The following is a 23,895-nucleotide window of genomic DNA, read 5'->3' on the forward strand; positions in this document are numbered from 1 at the left end:
GCAGCGGCCCGGCGACGGCCCCGGACGGATCCGGGGCGCCTCCTCGCCGGGCCGCTCCCTGCGCGCCGTCAGGACGCGTTGACCAGGCTTATGTACCGCTGCCAGTCCCAGTGCGGGCCCGGGTCGGTGTGGTCGGTCCCCGGCACCTCGGCGTGCGCGAGGATGTGCGTACGGGTCTTGGGGATGCCGTACTTGTCGCAGATGGAGGCGGTCAGCTTGGCCGACTCGATGTACATGGCGTCGGTGAAGTACTGGGGCTTGTCCACCCAGCCCTCGTGCTCGATGCCGATGCTGCGGGTGTTGTAGTCCCAGTTCCCGGCGTGCCAGGCGATGTCCTTCTCGCGGACGCACTGGGCGACATGCCCGTCCTTGGAGCGCACCACATAGTGCGCGGAGACCTGCTTCGCCGGGTTCTGGAAGATCTTGAGCGTGTCGGCGTAGGTCTCCTGGGTCACATGGATGACCACATAGTCGAGGGAGTAGCTGGAGGGGCGGCTGGAGACGGTGTAGTTCTGGGTGCTGGCCGGCTTGCTCTCGGCCGGGGGGTAGTCGCTGGTGCGGGTGCCCGCGAGCGCCCGGCCGCCGAGGGGGAGCAGGGCGGCGGGCACGGCGAGCGCGGCGCCCTGCAGCAGGCGGCGTCTGGTGGGGGAGTACGGTGCGCGTTCCATGGCTGAACTGCCTCTCGTGGGGGACCTGTCGGACCGGAGGGGGCGCTGTGCCTGGGAGCGGTGGTACGGGGGCGCCCCGCGGAGCGGAGCACGGCGCGGCGCCCCCTGACTCGGGCCGCGGTGCCCCCTTACCGCGGACGCTCGGACGGGGCAGCGCGGCGGAGCGCCCCGGCGGTGGTCATCGGGCCGACCGGAGTCGGCGGAAGTACCGTACGGGGCAAGGGTGTTGGGGCGGAAGAGTGCCGTCTGCACAGAACCGGGAAAGGCTGCCCGCGAGGCAAAGGCCCAGCGGGACGCGCGTTGCTCGGGCAGGCGCCGCACAGCGGAGGGCGAGCGCTCCGCTCCCGTGGCGGAGCCGCCCGCCCGGCATCGGACGGATGAACGGGCGGGGCACACAAGGCCGTTGCCCGGCGGGACCGCGACCGCCCCTCCTCACTCTTCGGCGGACACCGCCGCGCTGGGCCTGGCGCGCGCCCCTCGGGTGCGGGATGCTGTGCCGCCAGTGCGGCGTGGAGTACGGCGTGTCAGGTACGAAGGCGGAGAGTTCATGGTGACAGCAGGGCCCGAGGGTCAGTCCGACATCGAGCCGGGTACGTACGAGATCGAACCGGGCGCCTCGACCGTCCGGTTCGCCACCCGTGCGATGTTCGGTCTTGTGCCGGTGCGGGGCAGCTTCGCCCTCCGGGAGGGGCGGATCACGGTGTCCGAGCCGGTGGAGGAGTCCTCGGTGGAGGTCGTGATCGACGCCGGGGGCTTCGACTCCGGCAACCGCAAGCGCGACGAGCACGTGAAGTCCGCCGACTATCTGGACGCGGCCGCGCACCCGGGGATCGCCTACCGCGGCACGGGCGTCAGCCGTACCGCCGAAGGGGCCACGCTGCAAGGGGAGTTGACGGTCAAGGGGGTCACCAGGCCGGTGGCCGTCACCGTCGGTGCCGTCGCGGTCGAGGGCCGCCGGCTCACCGCCCGGGGCACCGCGACGGTCGACCGGTACGCCTTCGACATCACCACCGCCAAGGGCATGACCGGCCGCCGCCTCACCCTCACGCTGGACATCGTCGCCAGTCGTTGAGTCGTTGAGTCGTTGAGTCGTCGAGTCGGGGGGCGGGGCGCCGGGGACCGCCCCCCGACTCCGGTGGTCGTACGGGGCGCCGACGGTCCCGGCCCGGCGCCCCCGGATGAACCGGGTGCCGTGCCGGGCCCGTCCGGGCGCTCCGATCAGCCGTCCCCGGCGGTCAGGGAGAGCGCCGTGGCCGGATCGCTCTGCGGGGCTCCCGCCTGTCGCCACCCGTCCGCCGCTCTGGCGAAGGGCCACCAGCGGCCCTCCTCGTCCAGCCGGAGCTGGCGTTCCCCGCCCGGTTCCGTCCAGCGGTTGCCCGTACGTTCCAGGCGGGGTGCCTCGCCCTCCGCCCAGGCCGTGGCGAGCCCGGACCGGGCGCGGGTCAGCTGCGCCTCGGCCGGTTCCCACTGCTCCGCGAGGACCCGCAGCCCGCTCGCCCCGCCCTCCCGCCAGGCGCGCAGCTCGGGGGCGAGGTCCTCCGGTGCCGCGCCGAGGGCGGCGGCCAGCCGAGCGGCAACCGGCGGGGGCGGGTCCGCCGCGAGGAGCCGTACCGCGTCGGGCCGGAAGCCGAGCCGGGTGTGCTCCGGGGTGTGGCCCGGGGCCAGGGCCTGGGCGAGGAGGCGGCGGGCCTCGGCCGCCGCGGTGGCGGCGAGGAAGGAGAGCGCCTCGGCCTCCACCGGGGCAGGGGGCGCCGACTCCGTGTCCAGGGAGGGGAGTTGGGGCCCGGCGACGGGCACCGGCTCCGGCGCGGGGGCCCTGGGCAGGATGGAGCCCGCGGCGAAGGCCTCCCGGGCGTCCACCCCCGCTTCGGCCCCCGCTTCGGCGGTCTCACCCGCGGCCGGGCGGCTGCCGCGCTCCTGCAGGGCGGCCACCAGCGAGGCCTCGCCGAGCCCGCGAAGGAGCAGCAGGACGAAGGGGTCCTCGTCGAGGAGCCGGGCGGCCTGGTAGCACAGGGCCGTGCTGTGGGCGCAGTGGTCCCAGGCCCCGCAGTCGCACTCCGCCTCCAAGTCGCCGATCTCGGGGAGCAGTCCGACCCCGGAGAGGGCGGCGTCCTCGGCCAGCTCGTGCGGCATCTCGTGGGCGAGCAGCGCCGCCACATGCCCGGCGCGCTCGGCCGCCATGCCGAGCAGGCGGTCCCACTGGGCGGTGTCGAAGCGGTGCAGCAGCACATCGGTGCGGTGCCCGCCGCCGTCCCGGTCGCGGACCATCGCGGTCAGCCGCCCGGGACGCACCGAGACGGCGCCGACCGCACCGGAGCGTGCGAGCCGGTTGCCCGCCCGGAGCCCCGCGGAGTCCAGGGCGGTGTCCTCCAGCGCCTTCACCCAGGCGCGTCCCCACCAGCTCACCGCGAAGGCCCGGCCGTGCGCCGGGGGCGCGGGGGCGAAGACGAGTTCGGTGCCGTCGTCGGTCTCGGGGGTCTGCGGGGTCCCGGGTCCCGTGGGTGTCTCAGCCATCTGTTCCTCCCTGGAGGCTCACCAGCGCGGCGAGTTCGGCGTCGGAGAGTTCGGTGAGCGCCGCCTCGCCGCCGCCGAGCACCGCCTCCGCCAGCGCCTGCTTGCCGCGCAGCAGGGCGTCGATACGGTCCTCGACGGTGCCTTCGGCGATCAGCCGGTGCACCTGCACCGGGCGCGTCTGGCCGATGCGGTACGCGCGGTCGGTGGCCTGGGCCTCGACCGCCGGGTTCCACCAGCGGTCGTAGTGGACCACATGGGAGGCGCGGGTGAGATTGAGGCCGGTGCCCGCGGCCCTGAGCGAGAGCAGGAAGACCGGAACTGTGCCGTCCTGGAAGCGGTCCACCATGGCCTCGCGTTCGGCGACCGGGGTGTCGCCGTGCAGGAACTGGCTGCGGATACCGCGCTCGGCGAGCCGTGCCTCCAGGAGGCGGGCCATCCGTACGTACTGGGTGAAGACCAGCACCCCGGTGTCCTCGGCGAGCATGGTGTCCAGGAGTTCGTCGAGCAGGGCGAGCTTGCCGGAGCGGCCCGCGAGGGCGGGGCCCTCCTCCTTGAGGTACTGCGCCGGGTGGTTGCAGATCTGCTTGAGCGCGGTCAGCAGGCGCACGATCAGCCCCCGGCGGCCCATGCCGTCCGCCGTGGCGATCTCGTCGAGCATCTCCCGGACGACCGCCTCGTAGAGCGCCGCCTGCTCGGCGGTGAGCGGGACGGCGTGATCGGTCTCCGTCTTGGCGGGCAGCTCGGGGGCGATGCCCGGATCGGATTTGCGGCGGCGCAGCAGGAAGGGCCTGACAAGGCGGGCGAGCCGGTCGGCGGCGGCCGGGTCGGTGCCGCGCTCCACCGGATCCGCGTACCGGGCGCGGAAGTCGCCGAGGCGGCCGAGCAGTCCCGGCGTGGTCCAGTCGAGGATCGCCCACAGCTCGGTGAGGTTGTTCTCCACCGGTGTGCCGGTGAGGGCGACCCGCGCCGGGGCCTCGACGGTGCGCAGGGCCCGGGCGGTCGCGGAGTACGGGTTCTTGAGGTGCTGGGCCTCGTCCGCGACAAGCAGCGCCCAGGGTGCCCCGCGCAGGCGTTCGGCGTCGAGGCGCATGGTGCCGTACGTGGTCAGCACCACCTCGCCGGGCGCGAGACCGCCCAGTTCACGGGCGGGGCCGTGGTGGCGGCGGACCGGGGTGCCGGGGGCGAAGCGCTCGATCTCCCGCTGCCAGTTGCCGAGCAGCGAGGCCGGGCAGACCACCAGGGTGGGGCCCGCGGTCGCGGGGTCCTGCTGGCGGTGCAGATGCAGCGCGATGAGGGTGAGGGTCTTGCCGAGGCCCATGTCGTCGGCGAGGCAGCAGCCGAGCCCGTTCCCGGTCAGCCGGGCGAGCCAGGCCAGGCCGCGGGTCTGGTAGTCCCGCAACTGGGCCTGAAGGGCGGCCGGTTGGGGCAGCGTATGGGCGTCCTCCGGGGCGGTGAGCAGGTCCCGGAGCCGGGCGAGGCGGCCCGAGGCGGCCACCTCGACCTGCTGCCCGCCGATCCGGGCGGTGCCGGTGAGGGCGGCACCGAGGGCCTCCACGCCCCGCAGGGTGCCCCCGGGGCGCTCGCGCAGCGCGGCGGCCCGGGCCGGGTCGACGAGCACCCATCGCTCGCCGAGTCGGACCAACGGGCGTGCAGCTTCGGCGAGTTGGTCCAGCTGCGCGGCGGTGAGCCGCTCCTCGCCGAGGGCGAACTGCCAGCGGAAGGAGAGCAGCGCCTCCGGGTTCAGCAGGCCGGAGGATCCCGCACCCTCCTCGCCGGAGACGATCGCGCGGGCCGAGAGTCCCCGCGCCAACTGCTTGGGCCAGTGCACCTCGACCCCGGCCTCGGCCAGCAACTCGGCGCCAGGGCCGAGGAGTTCGGCGACCTCCTCGTCGGCGAGCTCCACCGCCCCGGGCACCGCCGAGGAGAGCAGCGGGTCCAGCGGCGGCCAGTGCCGGACCGCGCGGCGCAGGGCGAGCAGGGTGTCGGTCCTGGCCCGGGGTCCGAGCGCGGCCTCGGCGCCGCTGTCCGGGGCCCACAGCAGGGCGGCGTCCACGACGAGCGCCGGATCCTCGGCGCTGTGCACCTGGAGCACGGCGCGGAAGGGCGCCCCGCTCCCGGAGTCCCGGCTCACCGAGGGCGGGGCCTCGGTGAGCCCCGGTACCTCGATCCGCAGCGAGAGCCGGAGGCCGCCCCCGTGCAGTACGGCCAACTCCTCGGTCCAGGTGGCGAGTTCGGGCCGCGGCTCGGTCCCGGTGCCCGCGAGGGCCGGTCCTCCGGCGGCCACTTCGGCGGCGGCGGTACGCGGCAGCGCGTCGGCCACCGCGTCGAGGAAGGCGCGGACCAAGGCGCCGGGCTCCGCGATCCGCCGGCCCTCGGTGCCGGGGACGGGCAGATTGTGGGCCAACGGCGGGGCGGCAGCGGCGAGTTCGAGCAGCCGCCGGTTCTCGTCCGGCTCCAGGGGTGCGCAGCGCCACTCGTCCGCGCCGTCCTCCCCGAGCACCGGCAGCAGCCTGCCCCGCGCGATCAGCGTGAGGGCGTACAGCGCCGCCGCGCCCCAGAAGCGGACGGCGGGATGCGCCTCGGGATCAGCATGCGCCCGGCTCAGCACGGCCAGCGCCTCGGGCACCGGGAGCGCGAGGGTGCGTACTCCGCCGATCCCGGGCTCCCCGTCGGGCCCGGGCAGGACGAGGTCGAGCGCCGCACCGGCACCGGGCAGGGGTGCCTCCTCGTCCGGCGCCCAGAAGTGGACCCGGCCGCCGCGCGCGGTGCCGGGCACGAAGACGGCGCGGCAGCGCGACAGGCCGGTGTGCGCGGGCGGCCCGGTGGGTTCCGCGGCGGTGTCTGAGGTGGGGGAGATGCTGATGGGAAGGCTCCTCAAGTTTGACTAATAGGGCTGGCGGCGGTTGATGGTACAGCACCCGGAGGGGTTGCCGGGCCGCCGCGATCGTGCCCTCGGAGGCGAGGTGGGAAAGCCACACCACGGGGCAAACCGCAACCCGGGGGTGGGCTCAACCCCCCTTCCGCCCAAGGGAGTTCCCCCCTACCGTCCGGGTGCTGCCGCCATGGTGGTGCTGAGCTGCGGTTTCTACCGTGAGGGAGGTCCATCCGAATCCCGCAGAGCGGAGCATCCGCCATGTCCCAAGCCCTGGCCGCGCCCACGAAACCCCCGGGCGACGGCACCCCGCGCGCCGGCGGCAGCGAGTTCACCCCGCTCCTCAAGGCGGTCAAGGAGGCCGGGCTCCTCGACCGGCGCACCCGCTGGTACGCGGCGGCCGTCTGCGGCAACGCGCTCGCGCTGGCCGCGGTGGTCGGCGCGATGCTGCTCGCCGGGGACCACTGGTGGACCCTGCTGCTCGCGCCGCCGCTGGCCCTGCTCGGCGCGCGCACCGCCTTCCTCGGGCATGACGCGGGCCACGCCCAGATCACCGGCAGCCGCGCCCGGAGCCGGCTGATCGGCCTGGTGCACGGAAACCTGCTCCTCGGCATGAGCTACGCCTGGTGGAACGAGAAGCACAACCGCCACCACGCCCACCCCAACCACATCGACAAGGACCCCGACGTCCTCGCCGACGTGCTGGTCTTCACCCGCCACCAGGCCGTGGTCCGCACCGGCCTGCGGCGCCGCCTCACCCGGCACCAGGCCTGGCTGTTCTTCCCGCTCACCCTCCTCGAAGGCTTCGCCCTGAAGGTGCACGGCGTACGGGACCTGCGGCGGCAGTCACCGCGCGAGCGGGCCGTGGAAGGCACCCTGCTCCTGGTCCACGCCGCGGCCTACGCGGGCCTGCTGCTCACCACCCTGTCCCCGCTGCGGGCACTGGTCTTCCTCCTCCTGCACCAGGCGCTCTTCGGACTCCACCTGGGCCTCGCCTTCGCCCCCAACCACAAGGGCATGCCGATGCCCGACCCGGACGGCGAACCCTGGGGCCATCTGCGCAAGCAGGTCCTCACCTCCCGCAACATCCGCGGCGGCCCGGTCACCGACTTCCTGCTCGGCGGCCTCAACTACCAGATCGAGCACCACCTCTTCCCGAGCATGCCGCGGCCGAACCTGCGCCGCGCCCAGCCGCTCGTCCGGGAGCACTGCCGGGCCCTGGACATCCCGTACGCGCAGACCGGGATCGTCGACTCCTACCGGCAGGCCCTCGGGCATCTGCACGAGGTCGGCGAACCGCTGCGCGCCGCCCCGCGGGGCCGGTGACCTCAGCCCGCCCCGTCCGCCCCGGTCGTGTCCGCACCGGCCGTCCGCCCGGGCTCCTCGCGGCCGAGGAAGTGGAAGCCGGGCCGGGGGTGCATCAGGAAGTCGTGGTGCGAGATGTTCCAGGCGTAGGCGCCCGCGAGCGCGAAGACCACCCGGTCGCCCGCGCGCAGCCCGGCGGCCGGGACCCCGCGGGCCAGGACGTCCTTGGGCGTGCACAGCTGACCGGCGAGGGTGACCCGCGCGCCGCGCGCCGCGGGGCGGGGCCAGGGGTGCGGCCAGGGCGCCGGGGAGGGCAGCACCGTGCAGGGCTGGTCGTGGCCCTTGGCCGCCGGGGTCCGCAGATGGTGGGTGCCGCCGCGCAGCACCGCGAACTCCTCGCCGTGGCTGTGCTTCACATCGAGGACCTCGCTCGCGTACCAGCCGCAGTACGCGGTGAGGGCCCGCCCCGGCTCGATGCGCAGCCGGAGCCCCTCGTGCTCGGCAGACAGCCGGGCCAGCCCCGCGCCGTAGGTGGCCCAGTCGAAGCGCTCGCCGGGGCGCGCGTAGTCCACGGCCATGCCGCCGCCCACATTGACCTCGGCGACCGGGAGGCGGTGGCGGCGGCCGAGGGCGAGCGACCACTCCACCACCCGCCGGGCGAGGGCGAGTTGGGCGTCGGCGGCGAGTCCGCTGGCCAGATGGGCGTGTACGCCGCGGAACTCCAGGTGCGGGCAGCTGCCGCCGGTGAGCAGAGCGAGGGCGTGGTCCGCCTGAGCCGGGTCCATGCCGAAGGGGGTGGGGCCGCCGCCCATGGCGAGCGCGTTCCCGGCGAGGGCCTCGCCCTCCACCCGCAGGTTGACGCGGATCAGCACCCGCAGGCGCGAGCCCGGCACCACGGTGGCCGCGAGGCTCTCCAGCAGGTGGAGTTCGTGGACGCTCTCCGCGTGGAAGCGCCGCACACCGCTGCGCAGGGCCCCCGCGATCTCGGCGGGCGTCTTGCCCGGGCCGCCGAAGGCCAGCGCCGCCCCGGGCACGGCCCCTGCGACATGCGCCGACTCGCCGCCCGAGGAGACCTCGAAGCCGTCCACGTACGGGCCGAGGGCGCCGAGGATCTCCACCTCCGGGTTGGCCTTCGCGGCGTAGTACAGCTCCACCCCCTCGGGCAGCGCCGCCCTGATGCCGCCCAGGTGGGCCCGCAGCGCCGCCAAGTCGTAGAGGTAGGCGGGCAGTTCCTCGCCGGACAGGGCGAGGACGCGGGCGCGGACCTCGGGCGTGGGCAGGGTCATCGGGGGCTCCAGCCGGTGGGGTGGTCGCCGGGGTGCACCGGGTCCGCGAGCAGGTTCCGGGCCAGCGGCGAGGGCAGCCGGACGTAGGCCGCCTCCCGGTCGGCCTTGCGGGCCCAGCGGGTCAGCAGATTGGCCTTGGCGGGCAGCGGCACCCCGTCCAGGAGACCGGCCAGCCGCGGCGGGCGGCCGTGCGCCGCCGCGCAGGAGCGCAGGGTGGTGCGCACCCGGGCCCAGAGTGCGGCCTCCACCTGCGGGTGGAGATCCGCGAGCACCGCCAGCATCTCGGCCACATGGTTGACGAGCAGGCAGTACACGACCCGGTCCCAGCCGCGCTCGGCGTCGTAGGTCATCGGGGCCGCGACCTCGGCGGGCAGCGCCGCGAGGGTGTCCGCGTGGTGCGAGGGCAGCAGCTTGGTGCCCTCCAGATCGCGGAAGAGGACCTGGGCCGGGCGGTTGTCCGCGTCCACGCAGAGCAGGACGTTCTGCAGATGGGGTTCGAGGACGATGCCGTGGTCGAAGAAGGCGGCGAGCACCGGCGGGACCAGCAGGTCCAGATAGGCCGCCCACCACTCGAGCGCCTCCCGCGGTCCCGCCCCGTCCAGGAGCCGCGGCAGCTGGGCCGTGCTGGAGGGGTACTCGTCGGCGACCGCGGCGGCGAGCAGCGCCGTCGTCCCCGGCAGCTGCCGGGCCGCCAGGCCCTCCCGCACGATCAGCCCGAAGCCCTCCAGGAGGTCCAGGTCGGGGCCGCCGTCCGCGCCCGGCAGCGCCAGACTGCGGTAGGCGGGCTCGCGGAGCACCGCGCTGCCGGGGAAGCGCACCGCCAGCTCGTCGAAGGCGGGCCCGAGCAGCCTGCTGAGCGTCACCGCCCCGGTCAGCTCGTACGCGGAGTTCTTGCGCAGGCAGTTGGTGATGCGCACATTGAGGCTGAACTTGAGGAAGGTCTCGCCGTCGTAGAGGGTGCGCACCGAGGCGGTCGGGGCGAACGGGGCGCCGCCCGGGCCGAGTTCGCGTACGTCCCCGCGGGCGAGCGCGGCCCGCAGCGCCGGGTTCTCCCGCAGCAGCGCGTACTGCCAGGGGTGCGCGGGCAGCAGCCGGTAGCCCTCCGGCAGCGGTCCGGACAGGGCGTCCAGGGCGGCGGTGGCACCGGGCCGCACGGACTCCTCGGCGAGCAGTTCCGCGCGCACCGCGAGCAGCAGCAGCGGGAAGGCGGCCCGTGCCTCGGGCGCGAAGGAGCGCCAGTCCGCGCTGCTGCCGGAGCGGGCCTTGGGCGTGGGGTGGAAGCGGTGGCCCAGCGGCAGCGCCTGCTCGGAGTCCAGGTAGGCGGGGCGGCCCGCACCGGCGGCCGGTCCCGCCGCCCGTAGCGCGGCGAGGGCGGCGGAGACGGTGCGGTGGCTGGAGTCGAGCTGGTCGAGGAACTCGTCGTTGTCCACCCCGGTGCGCAGCGTCAGCTCGGTGTGCACGTACTCGGCGATCCGGCGCCAGCCGATCTCCCGCCAGCCCGCGCCGGTCCGCACGCTCACCGGTCCGGTGAAGCGGTGCGCGCCCAGCAGCGAGGTGCGGCGCAGGCCCACCGCGAGCACCACCCCGCAGTGCGGCAGCCGCAGCAGCAGCCGGCCCCCGGACACCGCGGACTGGTGCTCGGGCCCCGAGACCTCGCGCAGCAGGCAGTTGAGGAGGTTGTAGGAGACCGCCTCCTCCGGGGTGGGCAGGGCCGTGGGGGAGGCCGACACGGTGGTGGCCGGCGGATGGGCGAGCGGCGGATTGGTCAGCGAGGGCATCCAGGGCTCCTGCGGGTGCGGGCGGGCGGTCCGGGACAGAGCGGTCGCGGGCGCCGGTGGCGCGGCGGCGACCAGGAAGCGGGCACTCCCACCGGGGCCGGTGTGCGGAGGCGGGCCGACCTCGTCTCGCCCGGTCCCGGGGAGGCGGGGTGTCGAGCCGGGGCGGGCCCTCGGGAAGAGGCCCGGGGCCGTGTCCCGAGGCGCCGGGCCGGGGTGCGGCCAGGTCACCGCAACGCCCCCATCGGCAGCAGGTAGTTGGGCCCGGTCGTGTAGTGCTTGTTGATGTCCGCGGCGCCCGAGCGCTCCTTGGAGAGCAGGGTCCCCGCGCTCACCATGGCCTTGACCGGCAGGTGCGGTGCGTCGAGGACGTGCTCGCGCAGGAGCGCGCCGGACTGCCCCTGGCCGGTGCCGAGTTGAGCGGCGGCTTCCTCAAGTCGGGTGCGCACCATGCCGAGCAGCTCCGGCAGCGGCGCCCGGCCGAGGCGGGCGAGGGCGAAGGCGTAGGCGCCCGCGCACAGGTGCAGGGTGATGGTGGTGAAGACGTCGAGCACCGGCTTGTCGTCCTCGGCGCAGATCCGGGGATCCGCGAAGTCGCTTGCGCGGGGCGCCTGTCGGCCGAGCCGGGTGCGCAGCCGGGCGAGGTTGATCCGCGGTCCGTCGTCGTCCTTGAAGAGCAGCCGCAGCCGGGTGCCGCCGGGTTCCTCGTCGAGGACCAGGGAGATGTTCTGCTGGTGCGACTCCAGGGCGATGCCGTAGCCGAGGAGCATCGACTGGTAGCCGAGGAGCAGGCGCCACACCTCGTCGAAGAGCGCGCGGAGTTCGCCGCCGTAGAAGCGGTCCGCGAGACGGTCGGCCACCAGACCGCCGCCCGGGGCCGGGCCGAGGAGCGCCGTCAGGGGGACCACCACACTCCGGTCGAGTCCCGGGGGCTGGCGTCGGCAGAGCACCGCGAGGAGTTCGTGCCCGGCGTGCGCGTAGACCCGCTCGTCGGCGTGCAGGATCGCCGGGGCGTATCGGGGCTCCCGCGCCAGCACTTTTGCGAGCAGCCGCTGCACCGCGGCGCCGTCGGCGAGGGTGCCCGGCTTGATGGTCCGCCGGTTCCGGCGCCCGAGGGTGGCGGTGGCGAGCGGGAGCTTGAGGTGGAGCGCCGGGTCCCGCAGGCTCGCCACGGTGCGCAGGGAGAGCGTCGGCGCCACCTCCAGGAAGGCCTGCTCGGCGAGGACCGCGGCGGCGGCGAGGCCCCGCTCGCGCAGCGCGCCCTCCAGAGGGGCACCCCAGGTCAACGGGTGGACCGGCAGCATCAGATGACTGCCGTCCAGCCGGGGCAGCCCGAGCCGCGCGGGTGTGGGCCAGGACTCCGGAAGCCGCTCGGCGGTGCCGGGTACGGCGACCGCCTCCCGGGGCAGCGCCAGCCAGCGCAGCGCGAACCGCGGCTGGAACTCCGGTGCGTAGGACCGCAGTTCGTCCTCACCGAGGCCGGAGCGGGCACGGGAGGCCGGATGGACGGGGTGGTCGAGCCGGGCCGCGAGCGATTCGAAGCCCAGGCTGCCGCGGAGCCCCGACCACCGTGCGGGCGCCGGACCGTGACGCTCCGTCAGCGCCTGCGCTGCCCCCTCGGCCGTCCGGGCGTGCAGCCGCATGGCCGCCAGAGCCTCGCGGCACTCCTCGGCGAAGTGCCCGAAGCCCTCCCGGTCGGCGGGGTCGGCGAGCGCCCCGAGCGCGGCCAGGACGCCTGCCACCGTGGTGAGTCGCCTCCCGTCCGGCTCGTGCACCAGCTGGGGCAGCCGGGCCGCGTACGGGTGCTGGAAGCCCTCCGCCTCGACGGCCAGGGCGAGTGCGGAGCCGTCCGGGAGCGGCCACCGCAGCCAGCCGCCGTCGGCGCGCTCCTCGTACCGGCTGCGGCCGCGCATCCCCACCACGTCCTCGCGCAGCAGCGCGGAGAGCACCCGCAGCAGCAACTCCCGTTCCTGGGCGTCCGGTTCGGCTGCCTCACGGGCGCCAGGAGCGGCCGGGGCCGGTACGCCCGGTGCGGTCGGCGGTGCCGCGCCGGGCCGCCCGCTCACGGGGTGATCTCCCAGCTCCGGTTCGCGAAGAACTCCGCCGCGACCCGGGAGAGGGCCTCGCTGTCGGTGCCCGTGGCGCGCAGGATGCCCAGGTAGTCGTGGTTGGTGCCGTAGTGCTCGTGCCGCTCGCCGAGCGGGCGCAGCGGGCGGTAGGCGAGGCGGACGCCGTCGACCGTGCGGTCCAGGGCGGCGGGCGCGGCGGTGAGCGTCCCGGCCCGGTCGGCGAGCGCGTACTGCACCCGCCCCACGCCGCCCTCGCGGGCGCCCAGATCGTGGGGGAGCGGCTCCCCGAGATGGGTCCGCAGCACCAGCTCGAACAGCGGCAGCCCGAGGAGATCGGCGAGCAGCAGATCGCAATGGTCCCCGGCGATACGGTAGTTGACCTCGACCAGCCGCACCCGCCCCGACTGCAGGATGAATTCGGTGTGGCAGGCGCCCAAGCCGACACCGAGCGCGCCGAGTTGGGCACGCACCTGGGTGAGCACCGGCGCGGAGTGGGCGGCCGTGAAGTCCAGCCGCTCCTCGATGAACCGGGGCGGCGGCGAGACCGTCGTATGGAAGCCGCCGAGGATGTGCAGGAGTTCGCCGTCGCCGAGGGTCTCCGCGGTGTACAGCTCGCCTTCCAGGTACTCCTCGGCGAGCAGCGCCGCCCCGGGCCTGCGCTCCCGGATCTGCCGCGCGAGCGCCACCAGTTCCCGCGGCCCCTCGGCCAGGAACACGTCCTCGCTGGCCACGCCCTCCCGCGGTTTCACGATGCAGGGGTACGGGAGGTCGGCCGCCGCGAGCACCGACGGGTCGTCCACGGCGTCCAGCTCCACCGCGCGCACGGTATCCACTCCCGCCGCCGCCAGGCAACGGCGCATCTCCGCCTTGTTCTTGCACCGCAGCGCCGCCTGCCAGTCCTTGCCCGGCAGCCCGAAGTAGGCCGCGGCGAGGGCCGCTTGGGTCTGGAGGTGGTCGCTGTTGGTGAAGATCGCGTCCGCGGGGCGGTGCGCGGCGATCCGGGTGACCACGGCCCGGAAGTCCCGCACCTCGCAGGCGAGGATCTCGCACCGGTCCGCGCTGGACGCGTGCGCCTCGGGCTGGTCGGTCAGCAGCACCATCTCGATGCCGAGCCGGGCCGCGGCGGGCAGAAAGCCCTCGGTGACCGAATCCGTCGGGTTGAGAGCGAGCAGGTACATCCGCATCGACGAGGTCCTTCTGTACGGGGTCCCCTGGGCGCCGGACGGGCGGCGCGGGGCGGGAGGGCGTCCGGGATTTCCGGTGCGGCACGCCCCGCACCCGGCGCGCAGGGCGGCGGCGGGGGCCGGTCCGAAGTCCGCCGGGCGCACCCGGAGTTCAGGGCGACGGGGCGGACGCGGCACCGGCGGGGCGGGCGGACCCGGTCCGCGGTGGAGCGTGGGGACGGGGCCGGTGGCACATCGCAGCGGGACACGGTTGCGCCTGGGTGCGCGGGAGTGTCCGGGCGGCCGCCAGTGCGCCGGGGGCGGCGATGGCGGTTTGTTTGCGGATGGGCACGGGGGGTCACATTAGGTTAGGTATGCCTAATGAGCAAGTCGACCCGCTGGTCAGAGCGGGTCCGAGCCATTCTTCAAGTCCCTTGGTGGGGGAGGGCGTTGGGGGCTTGTGAAAGTGCCGTCGGGCGTGGTCCCGGGCGGTCCGGTCGGGCGTGGTCCCGGGTGGTGCGGCGGCGGAGCCAGGATTCCGGTCGGGCCCGGGGTGGGTCCGGGGCAGGGGACGTACTCCGTCGGCTGGCGCGCCGGGCCCGGTCGGCCGGACCATGGGGGTGGTGCCCCGGGAGCCCCGGGGGGAGATCAGGGTTGTCTCAGGGGCGCTCGGCGGAACCGTCGGAGCCCGGGCGTCGTTTCCCTGACAGAGGGGCGGCACCCGCCGCCGAGGAGGCGAGGCGTATGTCGAACAGAGCGAAGGTCGCCGCGGGTGGTGTCGCGGTGGGCCTGCTTCTGCTGATCTGGCTGCCCTGGTGGGCGGCCCTGCTGGTCATCGTCGGGGTTCCGGCGGTCGCCTATCTGGCGCTCGACCCCTCGCAGCGGCGCCGCCTGCGCAGGGTGAGCCGCAAGGAACTGCGGCGCTGACCGTACCGCCGCGTGCGGTGCGGTGCGGTGCGGTGCCTCGTGCCGTACGGATGCGGTGTGAGTCCGTACCCCGTACTTCCGTGCGGGATACGGAGTGTGAGCATGCCCGGCACCCCGGGACGACTGGGGCGCGCCCCACGGGCTGCCGCCGTGAACGGGGCTGGGCCGGGCCTGCTCAGGCGGGTCGCACGGCCATCCGGTCGAGGGCGTCGAGGAGTGCGGGCAGGGCACTGCCGCGGCCGACGGGCAGGACCTCGCCGGGCTCCTCGTCGAGCAGGACGAAGGCGATGTCGTCGGTGCGGGCCACCATGGACCAGCCCGGTCCGTCCACCCGCAGCGTACGGGCGTTCTCGTGCGCGAAGGCCGAGCGGACCCGGCCCACCGGGGGCTGCCGGTCGAGGTACCCGTGGGCTTCGGCGAGGACGCGCTTGATCCCGGGGTGGGACCCGGTGTCCGCGGATGGCACCGGGGGTTCTTCTGTCGGGGCGGTCCCCTGGGCGGGTGCTCCGCCCAGGGCTGCGGCGGTACCTGCGTTGCCCCCGGCGGCACCGTCGTCGTCCGCGGCGCTCTGGCCGGTCGCTCCGGAACCAGCCCTGGAACCAGTCCCGGAATCAGTCCTGGAACCGGACCCCGAGTCGTCCCCGCCCTGAGAGCCGTGCGTGCCCTCCGGGTCGGGACCGGCCATACCCTCCGGGGCCTCGGTGCTCTCCGGGTTCTCCGCGCCCCCCGCCCCCGGCAAGGCGAAGTCGGCGTCGTCGATCTGTGCCCGCCAGGCGGCCCACTGGAGGGCTATCTCGTCGGCGCCCAGGCGGCGTTGGGCGGGGCCCCAGCTCTCCGTGTCGGGCGGGGACAGCGGGCGCTGGTCCTGGAACTCCGGGTCGGGCGCGGGGTCGTGCGGTGCGGGTACCCCCGGTGTGGCGACCGCCAGGGCGAGCGGCCAGCCCGGGAGCGCCGCCACCACGGCGCGCTCGTCGGGGGAGAGGTCGTACTCCATTCCGCAGTCCCAGGAGGCGATCGCCACGGCCACCAGCGAGACGTCGTCCACCACGACCGTCCAGCGGGCGCCCTCGCCGTCCTGGCCGAGGACGAGTCCGTACCCCTGCGGCGCGGGCTCCATCCCGAGCGCCGCGCAGGCCTCCGGATAGTCGTCGCCGAGCACGCTCGGGAACTGCGCGGGCGTCAGCAGCACCGCCGTGAGCACATACAGCGCGTCGTCCTCGGCGCCGGTCACCTCGTCCGTCGCGGCCATGCCCGGCCCTCCCCTTGCGGTATCCGTCGGCGCACCCTAACCACTGCCGGTGGAGCGCGTCGAGGCCGGTGAGCAGGAAACTCCCGCCCCGATGGGGTCCGGTCGCGCCGCAAACCGTCGCAAGTGCGGTCTTGTTCTGTGCTCGGGGCGGAGGTTCCGGTTCCGCGGGCGGTCAGCGCGCCGCTGTGTGGAGCCGTCCCAAGGTGTCGCGCAGCCAGGCGAGTTCGGCCTTGCTGCTGGCGCGGGCGATGGTGAGCATGCCCCGGCGGAAGGGGTCGCCGAGCTCCTCGGCGGTCAGCGGCACCTCGCCCGCGTAGAAGAAGCTCGTCGGCTCCTGGAGGAAGATGAGCCTGCGCTCCAGGACGGCGGCCTGTGCGGCGGCGTCCGGCAGATGGCGCAGGAAGGCGAGGACGGTGAACCAGCGGTTCTCGTCGGTGATGTCGGGCCCCTGCGCCCCGCCCAGCCTGCGCAGCAGTTCGCCGCGCCCCTCCTCGGTGAGGCGGAGCGTGTGCCGGGGCGCGGCGACGGCTCCCGGCTCGGTCTCGCGGGAGAGGAGCCCCGCCTTCTCCAGGCGCTTGATCGCGGGGTAGAGGGTGCTCTCCGCCACGGGGCGTACGTGTCCGGTCAGTGCGGTCAGGCGTTTGCGCAGCTCGTACCCGTGCAGCGGGGTGTCGAAGAGGAACCCGAGGATGGCCAGCTCCAGCATGCCGCCCAGTCTGCACCACCATCGCCGGGCGCCCTGGCTGCCCTATGCCTCGACTACGTAATACCTCGTGTGCGTAGTATTGGTCACCTGCCGCCCGCCATCGACGCGGCGGACGCGGCAGACGCGGGGGCATTTCGCCGTGGTGCTCCGCAGTGGTGCTCCGCTGTCGTGGCCGCGGTCGCCTTCTGCGGTCGGGTGCGCAGTGCAGTTCTGCAGTGGTGTTCTTCAGGGGGGAAGTGGTCATGCGGCAGACGCGGTTCGACGGCAAGGGGAGCCGGATCCGGTGGACCGAGTCGGTGGGTGCGGGCCCGGCGCGGGTGTTCGTGCACGGCCTCGGCTCCGCCTCGGCGGTCCAGCACGCGCATCTCGGCGCCGATCCGCGGCTCGCCGGGCGGCGGACCCTGTACGTGGACCTGCCCGGGCACGGCATCAGCGACCGGCCCGCGGACTTCGGCTACACGCTCGCGGAACACGCGGACGCGCTGGCCGCGGTGCTCGACTTCGCCCCGACGGGGCCGGTGCAGCTGGTCGCGCACAGCATGGGCGGTGCCGTCGCCCTCGTACTGGCCCGGCGGCGACCCGAACTGGTGGGCAGCCTGGTCCTCACCGAGGCGAACCTCGACCCCGACCCGCCCGCCGAGGCGGGCAGCAGCCGGATCGCCGCGTACACGGAGGCCGACTTCCTCGCCTTCGGCTTCACCGAGGTGCTCGGCCGGGTCGGCGCCGGCTGGGCGGCGACCATGCGGCTCACCGACCCGCTCGCCCTGCACCGCAGCGCGGTCTCCCTGGTGCGGGGCTCGCGGCCGGTGATGCGCGAGATCCTGCGGACGCTGCCCCAGGACCGGGTCTATGTGCAGGGCGGTCGCAGCGGTCCGCTCGACGGCGCCGAGGAGCTCGTCCGGCACGGCGTCCGCGTCGTCACCGTGCCGGGGGCCGGGCACAACGTCATGTTCGACCGGCCGGAGGCCTTCGCCGAGGTGCTGGCCGCCAACTGAGCGGCGCCCTGCGGGACTTCGGGTCGAAGAAGGCTGCCGTCTGTGGGGCTTCGGGTCGAGGGAGGCCGCCGTCTGCGGGAGTGCCCGTGCCGCTCGATGGTGTCGCACCGGTGCTCGGCCGGTGTGGCGCCAGGCGGGGGCTCAGGTGCGAGCCCCCGGACGCCTGGTGGCGAGGACGAGATAGCGCTTCTCCTCGTCCGTATAGGAGTCGAGGCGCCAGCCCGCGGCGTCGAGCAGGGGTGCGAGCCGGGGGCGGGCGCGCAGGTCGTCCTCGGTCAGCCGTCTGCCGTGCTGGGCGGCGAGGGCCGCGCGGCCCAGTGGGTGGAAGAGGGCGAGCCGTCCGCCCGGGCGCACCACGCGGGCCAGTTCGGCGAGAGCGTGCGCGGCGTCGGTGAGGTGGCTCAGCAGCCCGGCCGCGAACACCGCGTCGAGCGCGCCGGAGGCCACCGGCAGCGCCTCCGCGTCGGCGAGGAGCAGCCGCGCGGCGCGGTCGCGGCCCTTCCCGGCGGCCTCGTGCAGCATCGCCGCGGTGAGGTCCGCGCCGAGGACCACGCCTGTCGGTCCCACCGCGGCGCGCAGGGGAGGCAGGGCGCGTCCGGTGCCGCAGCCCGCGTCGAGCACCCGGTCGCCGGGGCGCAGGCCCAGTTCGCCGGCGGCCGCCGCGTAGGCCGGGTCGTCGTCAGGGAAACGGTTCTCCCAGCGGGCGGCCCGCTCGGAGAAGAACCGCTGGATCTCGGCGCGGGCGGCGGCCGCGCCCGGGTGCTCGCTCATCCCGCCATGCTGCCCCATCCGCCGGACCGGTTCACGGCTCCCGGTGCGGAACAGCGCACCCGGGCCTCAACTCATCGGCAGCCGGGGCCGCTTGCGGACGCTCTTCTTCTGCTCGGCGGCTTCCTCGGCCTTCACGACGGCGGCGTACTCGTCGACGTACTCCTGGTCGGACAGGCGCAGGATGGCGTACATGATCTCGTCCGTCACGGCGCGCAGGATCACCCGCTCGTCCTCCATGCCCGCGTAGCGGGAGAAGTCCAGCGGCTCGCCGAAGCGGATGGCGATCCGGCGCAGGCTGGGCAGGCGCTGCCCGGGCGGCTGGGCCTCGAAGGTGCCGATCATCGCGCAGGGGACGACCGGGACCCCGGCCTTGAGGGCCATCGCCGCGACGCCGACCTTGCCCTTGTAGAGGCGCCCGTCGTGCGAGCGGGTGCCCTCCGGGTAGATGCCGAGCAACTCGCCCTTGCCGAGCACCCCGAGGCCCTCGCGCAGCGCCGCCTGGCCCGCCTTCTTGCCGGAGCGGTCGACCGGGATCTGCCCCACGCTGTGGAAGAAGGCCGCGGTCAGCCGGCCCTTGAGGCCGGGCCCCGTGAAGTATTCGGCCTTGGCGAGGAAGGTGATCCGGCGCTTGAGGATGGCGGGCATCACGAAGTGGTCCGAGAAGGACAGGTGGTTGCCCGCGACGATGGCCGCCCCCTCCTCGGGTACGTGCTCGAGTCCCTCGATCCGGGGCCGGAAGGCCAGCCGCAGAAATGGTCCCAGAAGGACGTATTTGAGCACGTAATAGAACATGTGGGGGCTCCTCCTGGGGGCCGGGGCCTCGTACTGACAGCGTCACCCCAGCTCAGGGGGATGGCGGAGGGAGACAGTGTAGGCCGCGATGATCGAGGGCGGAACGGCCGGGACGGGGTGAGTTACCCGTAGTACGGCCGCGTGCGTCCGGAGCACGGTCCGGCGCACGCGGCGAGGGCGGGATCAGGTGGTCTGCGAGGCGACCATCCCGACCGTGATCAGGCCCAGCATCACCCAGCCGAACCAGAGCCAGCCGTTGCTGCCGAGCGCCACTGTGTAAGCCGTCACCAGGACGAGCGTCCCCACGGTGACAACCCCCATGGCCTTCGTAGAACCGGGCATCGCGACACCCTTCTCACGGTGACCGCGCTCCCCGGCGCGATCACAGCCTCCCTCCATCCTCCCCGCCCTTGCCGCTCTTGGCCAGAGCCCGGGGCAGGGGTCCGGCGGCGGCCGCTCAGCCCTCGCGGGCGTGCAGGGAGGCCAGATAGGCGTTGTACGCGGCCAGCTCCTGGTCGCCGTCCCGGTCCGCGGCACGGTCCTTGCGGCGGGCCTGGCGCTGCTCGGAGCGGTACCACTGGTAGAGCAGGGCGAGCAGGACCAGTACGGAGGGCACCTCGCTGAAGGCCCAGGCGATGCCGCCGGCCGCGGTCTGGTCGGCGAGCGCCTCGATGCCGAGCGAGGCCGGGGGGTTCTTGTAGGTGCCGATCATCGGGCTGCTCGCCATCATCAGCGCGATACCGAAGAAGGCGTGGAAGGGCATGCCCGCGAAGAGCTCCAGCATCCGCATCAGATAGCCGGGGCGGTGCGGTCCGGGGTCGATGCCCATGATCGGCCAGAAGAAGACCAGGCCCACCGCGAGGAAGTGCAGCATCATCGCCAGATGCCCGGTGCGCGACTCCATCAGGAAGTCGAAGAGCGGCGTGAAATAGAGCCCGTACAGGCTCGCGATGAAGAGCGGGATGGTGAAGGCCGGGTGCGTGAGCACGCGCAGCAGGCGGCTCTGCAGGAACATCAGCAGGATCTCGCGCGGCCCCTTGCGCCCGCGCCCGGCCACCGGCAGCGCCCGCAGCAGCAGCGTGACCGGTGCGCCGAGGAGCAGCAGGATCGGCGAGAGCATGCTGATCACCATGTGCTGCACCATGTGCACGCTGAACATGACCATGCCGTAGTCGTTCAGCTTGGTGCACATCATCAGGAGCACGCTCAGGGCGCCCAGGGTGAAGGCGATCAGGCGGCTCACCGGCCAGTCGTCGCCCCGCCGCCGCAGCCGCAACACCCCCCAGCCGTAGAACACGAGGGCCAGCACGCAGCCGACCAGGAAGACGGGGTCCGTCGACCAGGCGAGGCCCCGGCCCAGCGTGAACGGCGGCAGATCGGTCATCGTGCCGTGCCCGCTGTGATCCATCCGCCGGCTCCTGTTTCGTGCTGATTGCGCGTGCTTGGTCCCGCACCAGGGTAGAACCGGCGCCCGCCGCCTCCGCGGGCGGGGGCGGCGCGCGCGGCGGGTGGCCTCAGAGCACCACGCCGGCCTCGTCGTAGCGCGCGTCGGGCACCGTCTTGAGCGTCTCGACCGCCGCCGCCAGCGGGGTCCGGACGATCTCGGTGCCGCGCAGCGCCGTCATCATCCCGAACTCGCCCGCGTGCACCGCCTCCACCGCGTGCCAGCCGAAGCGGGTGGCGAGCACCCTGTCGTACGCGGTCGGGGTGCCGCCGCGCTGGACGTGTCCGAGGATCACCGGGCGGGCCTCCTTGCCGAGGCGGTCCTCGAGTTCGAGGGAGAGCTGGCGCGCGATGCCCGCGAAGCGCTCGTGGCCGTAGATGTCCCTGCCGCCCTCGTCGAAGTCCATCGTCCCGGCGCGGGGCTTGGCGCCCTCCGCGGCCACCACGATCGCGAACTTCTTCCCGGCCGAGAAGCGTTCGCCGACCCGTGCCGCCAACTCCTCGATGTCGAAGGGGCGTTCCGGTACGACGATGGCGTGCGCCCCGGCGGCCATGCCGGAGTGCAGGGCGATCCAGCCGGTGTGCCGGCCCATCACCTCGACGATCAGGACCCGCTGGTGCGACTCGGCGGTCGTCTTCAGCCGGTCCAGGGCCTCGGTCGCCACGCCCACCGCGGTGTCGAAGCCGAAGGTCACATCGGTGGCGGCGATGTCGTTGTCGATGGTCTTGGGCACGCCGACGATGGGCAGCCCGCTGTCGGAGAGCAGCCGCGCCGCCTTGAGGGTGCCCTCGCCGCCGATCGGGATGATCGCGTCGAGGCCGAGGTCGGCGACATGGCCGCGGGCCCGCTCCACGCCGTCCCGGAGCTGCGCGGGCTGCACCCGCGAGGAGCCGAGCACGGTGCCGCCGCGGGCCAGGATGCCGGAGACGGCGTCCAGGTCCAGCTTCCGGTAGTCGCACTCGAGCAGGCCGCGCCAGCCGTCGTGGAAACCGATGACATCGTCGCCGTGGTCGACCACGGCGCGGTGCACGACGGAGCGGATCACGGCGTTCAGACCGGGGCAGTCGCCGCCGGAGGTGAGGACACCCATGCGCATAGCCCGGAAAACCTTTTCAACGTGGGCTGACGACCGGACTTCACCGTCCGGATGACGTTCCTCACCCTACCGGCGCCGTCCCGCAATGCGGAAAACCGCGTCCGCCTGCTGGGACGCGCGCCGCCCGCCTGAGCAAGGCGCGGCTCAGGCGGGCCCGCGGTCTTCTCCGGCGGGCGCGGCGGTGCTCAGGCGGGCTGCTGCGCCGCCGCGATGCGCTCGGAGCGCAGCGCCTCGTACCAGCGGTCGTCGGTCGGCGGCAGCGCGTTCACGTCCAGCGCGAGGCGCAGCAGCAGGTCGGCGATCTGCGGATTGCGGGCGAGCACGGGCCCGTGCATGTACGTACCGAAGACGGTGTCGTTGTACGCGCCCTCGGTGCCGTCGCCGGTGCCGTTGCCCTTGCCGAGGCGGGTGCGGGCGAAGGGCCGGGCGGTCGGGCCGAGGTGGGTGATGCCCTGGTGGTTCTCGAAGCCGGTCAGCTGCGGCAGGCCGAGCGGGGGGTCGATGTCGCCGAGGACGTCGCCGACGCAGCGCTCGCCCTCGCCGCGGGTGGAGATCACATCGAGCAGGCCGAGGCCGGGCTCGCGCTGGTTGAGGTCGTTGATGAACTCGTGCCCGAGGATCTGGTAGCCCGCGCAGACCGAGAAGATGATCGCGCCGTTGCCCGCGGCGCGGGAGAGGCCGCCGTCCCGGCGCAGCCGCTCGGCCGCGAGCCGCTGCGGGCGGTCCTCGCCGCCGCCGATCAGGTAGATGTCGCCGGAGGTGGGCACCGGCTGGTCGCTGCGCACGTCGATACGGGTGACGTCCAGGCCCCGCTGGCGCGCCCGGCGCTCGACCACCAGCGCGTTGCCCTGGTCGCCGTAGGTGCTCAGCAGGTCCGGGTACACCCACACCAGGCGCAGGCTGTTGTCGCTCATGCTCGTCAATCCTCGCTGGTCAGTTGCCGACGCGGCGGCGCAGGTCCTGGAAGGCGGTGTAGTTGGCGATGACCTCGATACGGCCCGGAGGCGCCATCTGGACGGCCTCGTCGAGGCTCTGGCACACCTGGAAGCTCTGGTGCGCGACCTCCAGGCGGACCGCGAGGTCCAGCTTGCGGTCGCCGATGACGAAGATCGGGTGCCCGGTGAGCCGGGTGTAGTCGACGTCCCACAACCAGGAGGTGTCGGTGCCGTCGGCGCCGCGGGCGTTGACGGAGAGGACGACCGGCGTCGGGGGCTGGTCGATCAGGGAGAAGGTCTCCAGCCAGCCCGCGGGGTTCTTCGCGAGCAGCAGTCGCAGGTCGCGGCCCTGGAACTGGACCACGTCGTAGCGCCCGGCGACCGCCTGCACCTGGTACATCCGCTCCAGGGCGACCTGCGGGGGCACCCCGAAGACGGCGGCGACCGCGGCCGAGCTGGCGGCGTTGGCGCGGTTGGCGCGCCCCGGCAGCTGGAGGTGGATCGGCCAGGCGGAGCCGTGCGGGTCGAGGACGTACTCGCCGTTGAGGGCCCAGCTCGGCGCCGGGCGGCGGAATCCGCACTCGCCGCAGAACCAGTCGTCCCCGGGGCGCTGCATCACACCGCCGCAGGACGGGCAGGACCAGGCGTCGTCCTTCCACATCTGGCCCGCCGCCACCCAGACGACGTTCGGCGAGGAGGAGGCGGCCCAGACCACCAGCGGGTCGTCGGCGTTGGCGATGACGACGGCCTTGCTGCCCGACAGGCCCTCGCGCCAGTGCTCGGCGAGCATCCGGGTCTCGGCCGCCCGGTCGAGCTGGTCCCGGGAGAGGTTCAGCAGGGCGATGGCCTTGGGCTCGGTGTCGCGTGCCACCCCCGCGAGGTACTTCTCGTCCACCTCGATGACGCCGAAGCGGGCGTCCGAGCCGCCCGCGAGGGCGGAGGTGATGCCCGCGGGCATATTGGCGCCGAGCGCGTTGGAGACCACCGGGCCCGCCGCGCGCAGGGCCTCGGCGATCAGCCGGGTCGTGGTGGTCTTGCCGTTGGTCGCCGAGACCAGGATCACGTCCAGGTGCTGGGCGAGCCGGCCAAGGAGATCGGGACTGAGCCGGAGGGCGACCTTGCCGCCGATCACCGACCCGCTGCCGCGGCCCGCCGCACGTGAGACCGCCGCGGCCGCCTTGCCCGCCGTCACGGCCAGTCTGGCCCGCGGCGGCAGCGGCTCCGTGTTGCCTGCCATCGTTTTGGATCCTCCTCGCGTACGCCGCCGCGTCTGCCCCGGCATCGTGTGCCCTCAGCCTATCGAGATCTCGTCACCGGCCTGAACTGCG

At 74.3% G+C, this 23,895-nt stretch carries 19 protein-coding genes; 4 read left to right on the plus strand and 15 right to left on the minus strand.

Annotation, left to right across the window (positions count from 1 at the left end; translation table 11 throughout):
* Window positions 1-68: 68 nt before the first annotated feature.
* Entirely contained in the window at window positions 69-668 is a 600-nt protein-coding gene (locus MID12_RS31555) for an N-acetylmuramoyl-L-alanine amidase (RefSeq protein ID WP_040255681.1), read from the minus strand.
* Between the two features lie 547 nt (window positions 669-1,215).
* Between MID12_RS31555 and MID12_RS31560 the strand changes: the two genes are divergently transcribed.
* Entirely contained in the window at window positions 1,216-1,740 is a 525-nt protein-coding gene (locus tag MID12_RS31560) for a YceI family protein (RefSeq protein WP_263172596.1), read from the plus strand.
* Window positions 1,741-1,886: 146 nt separating this feature from the next.
* On the opposite strand, the gene MID12_RS31565 is transcribed toward MID12_RS31560, so the two are convergent.
* Window positions 1,887-3,182, minus strand: coding sequence for an SWF or SNF family helicase (locus MID12_RS31565; protein ID WP_263172597.1), 1,296 nt, complete (start codon window positions 3,180-3,182; stop codon window positions 1,887-1,889).
* Entirely contained in the window at window positions 3,175-6,060 is a 2,886-nt protein-coding gene (locus MID12_RS31570) for an SNF2-related protein (RefSeq protein WP_411577028.1), read from the minus strand. The genes MID12_RS31565 and MID12_RS31570 overlap by 8 nt, the downstream gene beginning before the upstream one ends.
* Before the next feature lie 255 nt (window positions 6,061-6,315).
* Between MID12_RS31570 and MID12_RS31575 the strand changes: the two genes are divergently transcribed.
* Complete coding sequence (locus tag MID12_RS31575) at window positions 6,316-7,380, plus strand: fatty acid desaturase family protein (RefSeq protein ID WP_263172598.1); 1,065 nt, start codon at window positions 6,316-6,318, stop codon at window positions 7,378-7,380.
* Between the two features lie 2 nt (window positions 7,381-7,382).
* Here MID12_RS31575 and MID12_RS31580 read toward each other — a convergent pair whose 3' ends face one another.
* The 4 genes from MID12_RS31580 to MID12_RS31595 form a co-directional block, all read right to left on the minus strand.
* Window positions 7,383-8,645: a type III PLP-dependent enzyme gene (locus MID12_RS31580; protein WP_263172600.1), complete on the minus strand. Its 1,263-nt coding sequence runs from the start codon at window positions 8,643-8,645 to the stop codon at window positions 7,383-7,385.
* The gene (locus MID12_RS31585) at window positions 8,642-10,423 is read right to left on the minus strand and encodes an IucA/IucC family protein (RefSeq protein ID WP_263172602.1); all 1,782 of its coding nucleotides are present in this window, start codon (window positions 10,421-10,423) and stop codon (window positions 8,642-8,644) included. The genes MID12_RS31580 and MID12_RS31585 overlap by 4 nt, the downstream gene beginning before the upstream one ends.
* Before the next feature lie 224 nt (window positions 10,424-10,647).
* Complete coding sequence (locus MID12_RS31590) at window positions 10,648-12,486, minus strand: IucA/IucC family protein (protein WP_411577029.1); 1,839 nt, start codon at window positions 12,484-12,486, stop codon at window positions 10,648-10,650.
* Complete coding sequence (locus tag MID12_RS31595) at window positions 12,483-13,673, minus strand: acetyl-CoA carboxylase biotin carboxylase subunit family protein (protein ID WP_263172604.1); 1,191 nt, start codon at window positions 13,671-13,673, stop codon at window positions 12,483-12,485. Before MID12_RS31595 ends, MID12_RS31590 begins: the two co-directional genes overlap by 4 nt.
* A 723-nt stretch (window positions 13,674-14,396) precedes the next feature.
* On the opposite strand from MID12_RS31595, the gene MID12_RS31600 reads away from it, so the two are divergent.
* Window positions 14,397-14,579, plus strand: a complete 183-nt coding sequence (locus tag MID12_RS31600) for a hypothetical protein (protein WP_263172606.1) — start codon at window positions 14,397-14,399, stop codon at window positions 14,577-14,579.
* A 175-nt stretch (window positions 14,580-14,754) separates the two neighbouring features.
* Here the strand turns inward: MID12_RS31600 and MID12_RS31605 are convergent, their stop codons facing one another.
* Entirely contained in the window at window positions 14,755-15,828 is a 1,074-nt protein-coding gene (locus MID12_RS31605) for a hypothetical protein (protein ID WP_263172607.1), read from the minus strand.
* 172 nt (window positions 15,829-16,000) lie between these two features.
* Window positions 16,001-16,534 (minus strand): PadR family transcriptional regulator, encoded by a 534-nt coding sequence (locus MID12_RS31610; RefSeq protein WP_263172609.1) that lies wholly within the window; start codon window positions 16,532-16,534, stop codon window positions 16,001-16,003.
* Between the two features lie 242 nt (window positions 16,535-16,776).
* Between MID12_RS31610 and MID12_RS31615 the strand changes: the two genes are divergently transcribed.
* Entirely contained in the window at window positions 16,777-17,529 is a 753-nt protein-coding gene (locus MID12_RS31615; RefSeq protein ID WP_263172610.1) for an alpha/beta fold hydrolase, read from the plus strand.
* Between the two features lie 141 nt (window positions 17,530-17,670).
* Here the strand turns inward: MID12_RS31615 and MID12_RS31620 are convergent, their stop codons facing one another.
* The 6 genes from MID12_RS31620 to MID12_RS31645 form a co-directional block, all read right to left on the minus strand.
* Window positions 17,671-18,300, minus strand: coding sequence for a class I SAM-dependent methyltransferase (locus tag MID12_RS31620; protein WP_263172612.1), 630 nt, complete (start codon window positions 18,298-18,300; stop codon window positions 17,671-17,673).
* Between the two features lie 66 nt (window positions 18,301-18,366).
* The gene (locus tag MID12_RS31625; RefSeq protein WP_040255694.1) at window positions 18,367-19,092 is read right to left on the minus strand and encodes a lysophospholipid acyltransferase family protein; all 726 of its coding nucleotides are present in this window, start codon (window positions 19,090-19,092) and stop codon (window positions 18,367-18,369) included.
* Between the two features lie 457 nt (window positions 19,093-19,549).
* Complete coding sequence (locus tag MID12_RS31630; RefSeq protein ID WP_263172616.1) at window positions 19,550-20,500, minus strand: cytochrome c oxidase assembly protein; 951 nt, start codon at window positions 20,498-20,500, stop codon at window positions 19,550-19,552.
* A gap of 106 nt (window positions 20,501-20,606) precedes the next feature.
* Window positions 20,607-21,632, minus strand: coding sequence for a 6-phosphofructokinase (locus MID12_RS31635; RefSeq protein WP_040255701.1), 1,026 nt, complete (start codon window positions 21,630-21,632; stop codon window positions 20,607-20,609).
* A 185-nt stretch (window positions 21,633-21,817) separates the two neighbouring features.
* Entirely contained in the window at window positions 21,818-22,546 is a 729-nt protein-coding gene (locus tag MID12_RS31640; RefSeq protein ID WP_263172618.1) for a type 1 glutamine amidotransferase, read from the minus strand.
* A gap of 19 nt (window positions 22,547-22,565) precedes the next feature.
* On the minus strand, window positions 22,566-23,804 hold the full coding sequence (locus MID12_RS31645) for a Mur ligase family protein (RefSeq protein WP_040255705.1): 1,239 nt from the start codon (window positions 23,802-23,804) through the stop codon (window positions 22,566-22,568).
* Between the last annotated feature and the right edge of the window lie 91 nt (window positions 23,805-23,895).

It is taken from the genome of Streptomyces sp. SCSIO ZS0520, from assembly GCF_025643355.1.
GTDB classification, from domain to species: Bacteria; Actinomycetota; Actinomycetes; order Streptomycetales; family Streptomycetaceae; genus Streptomyces; species Streptomyces physcomitrii.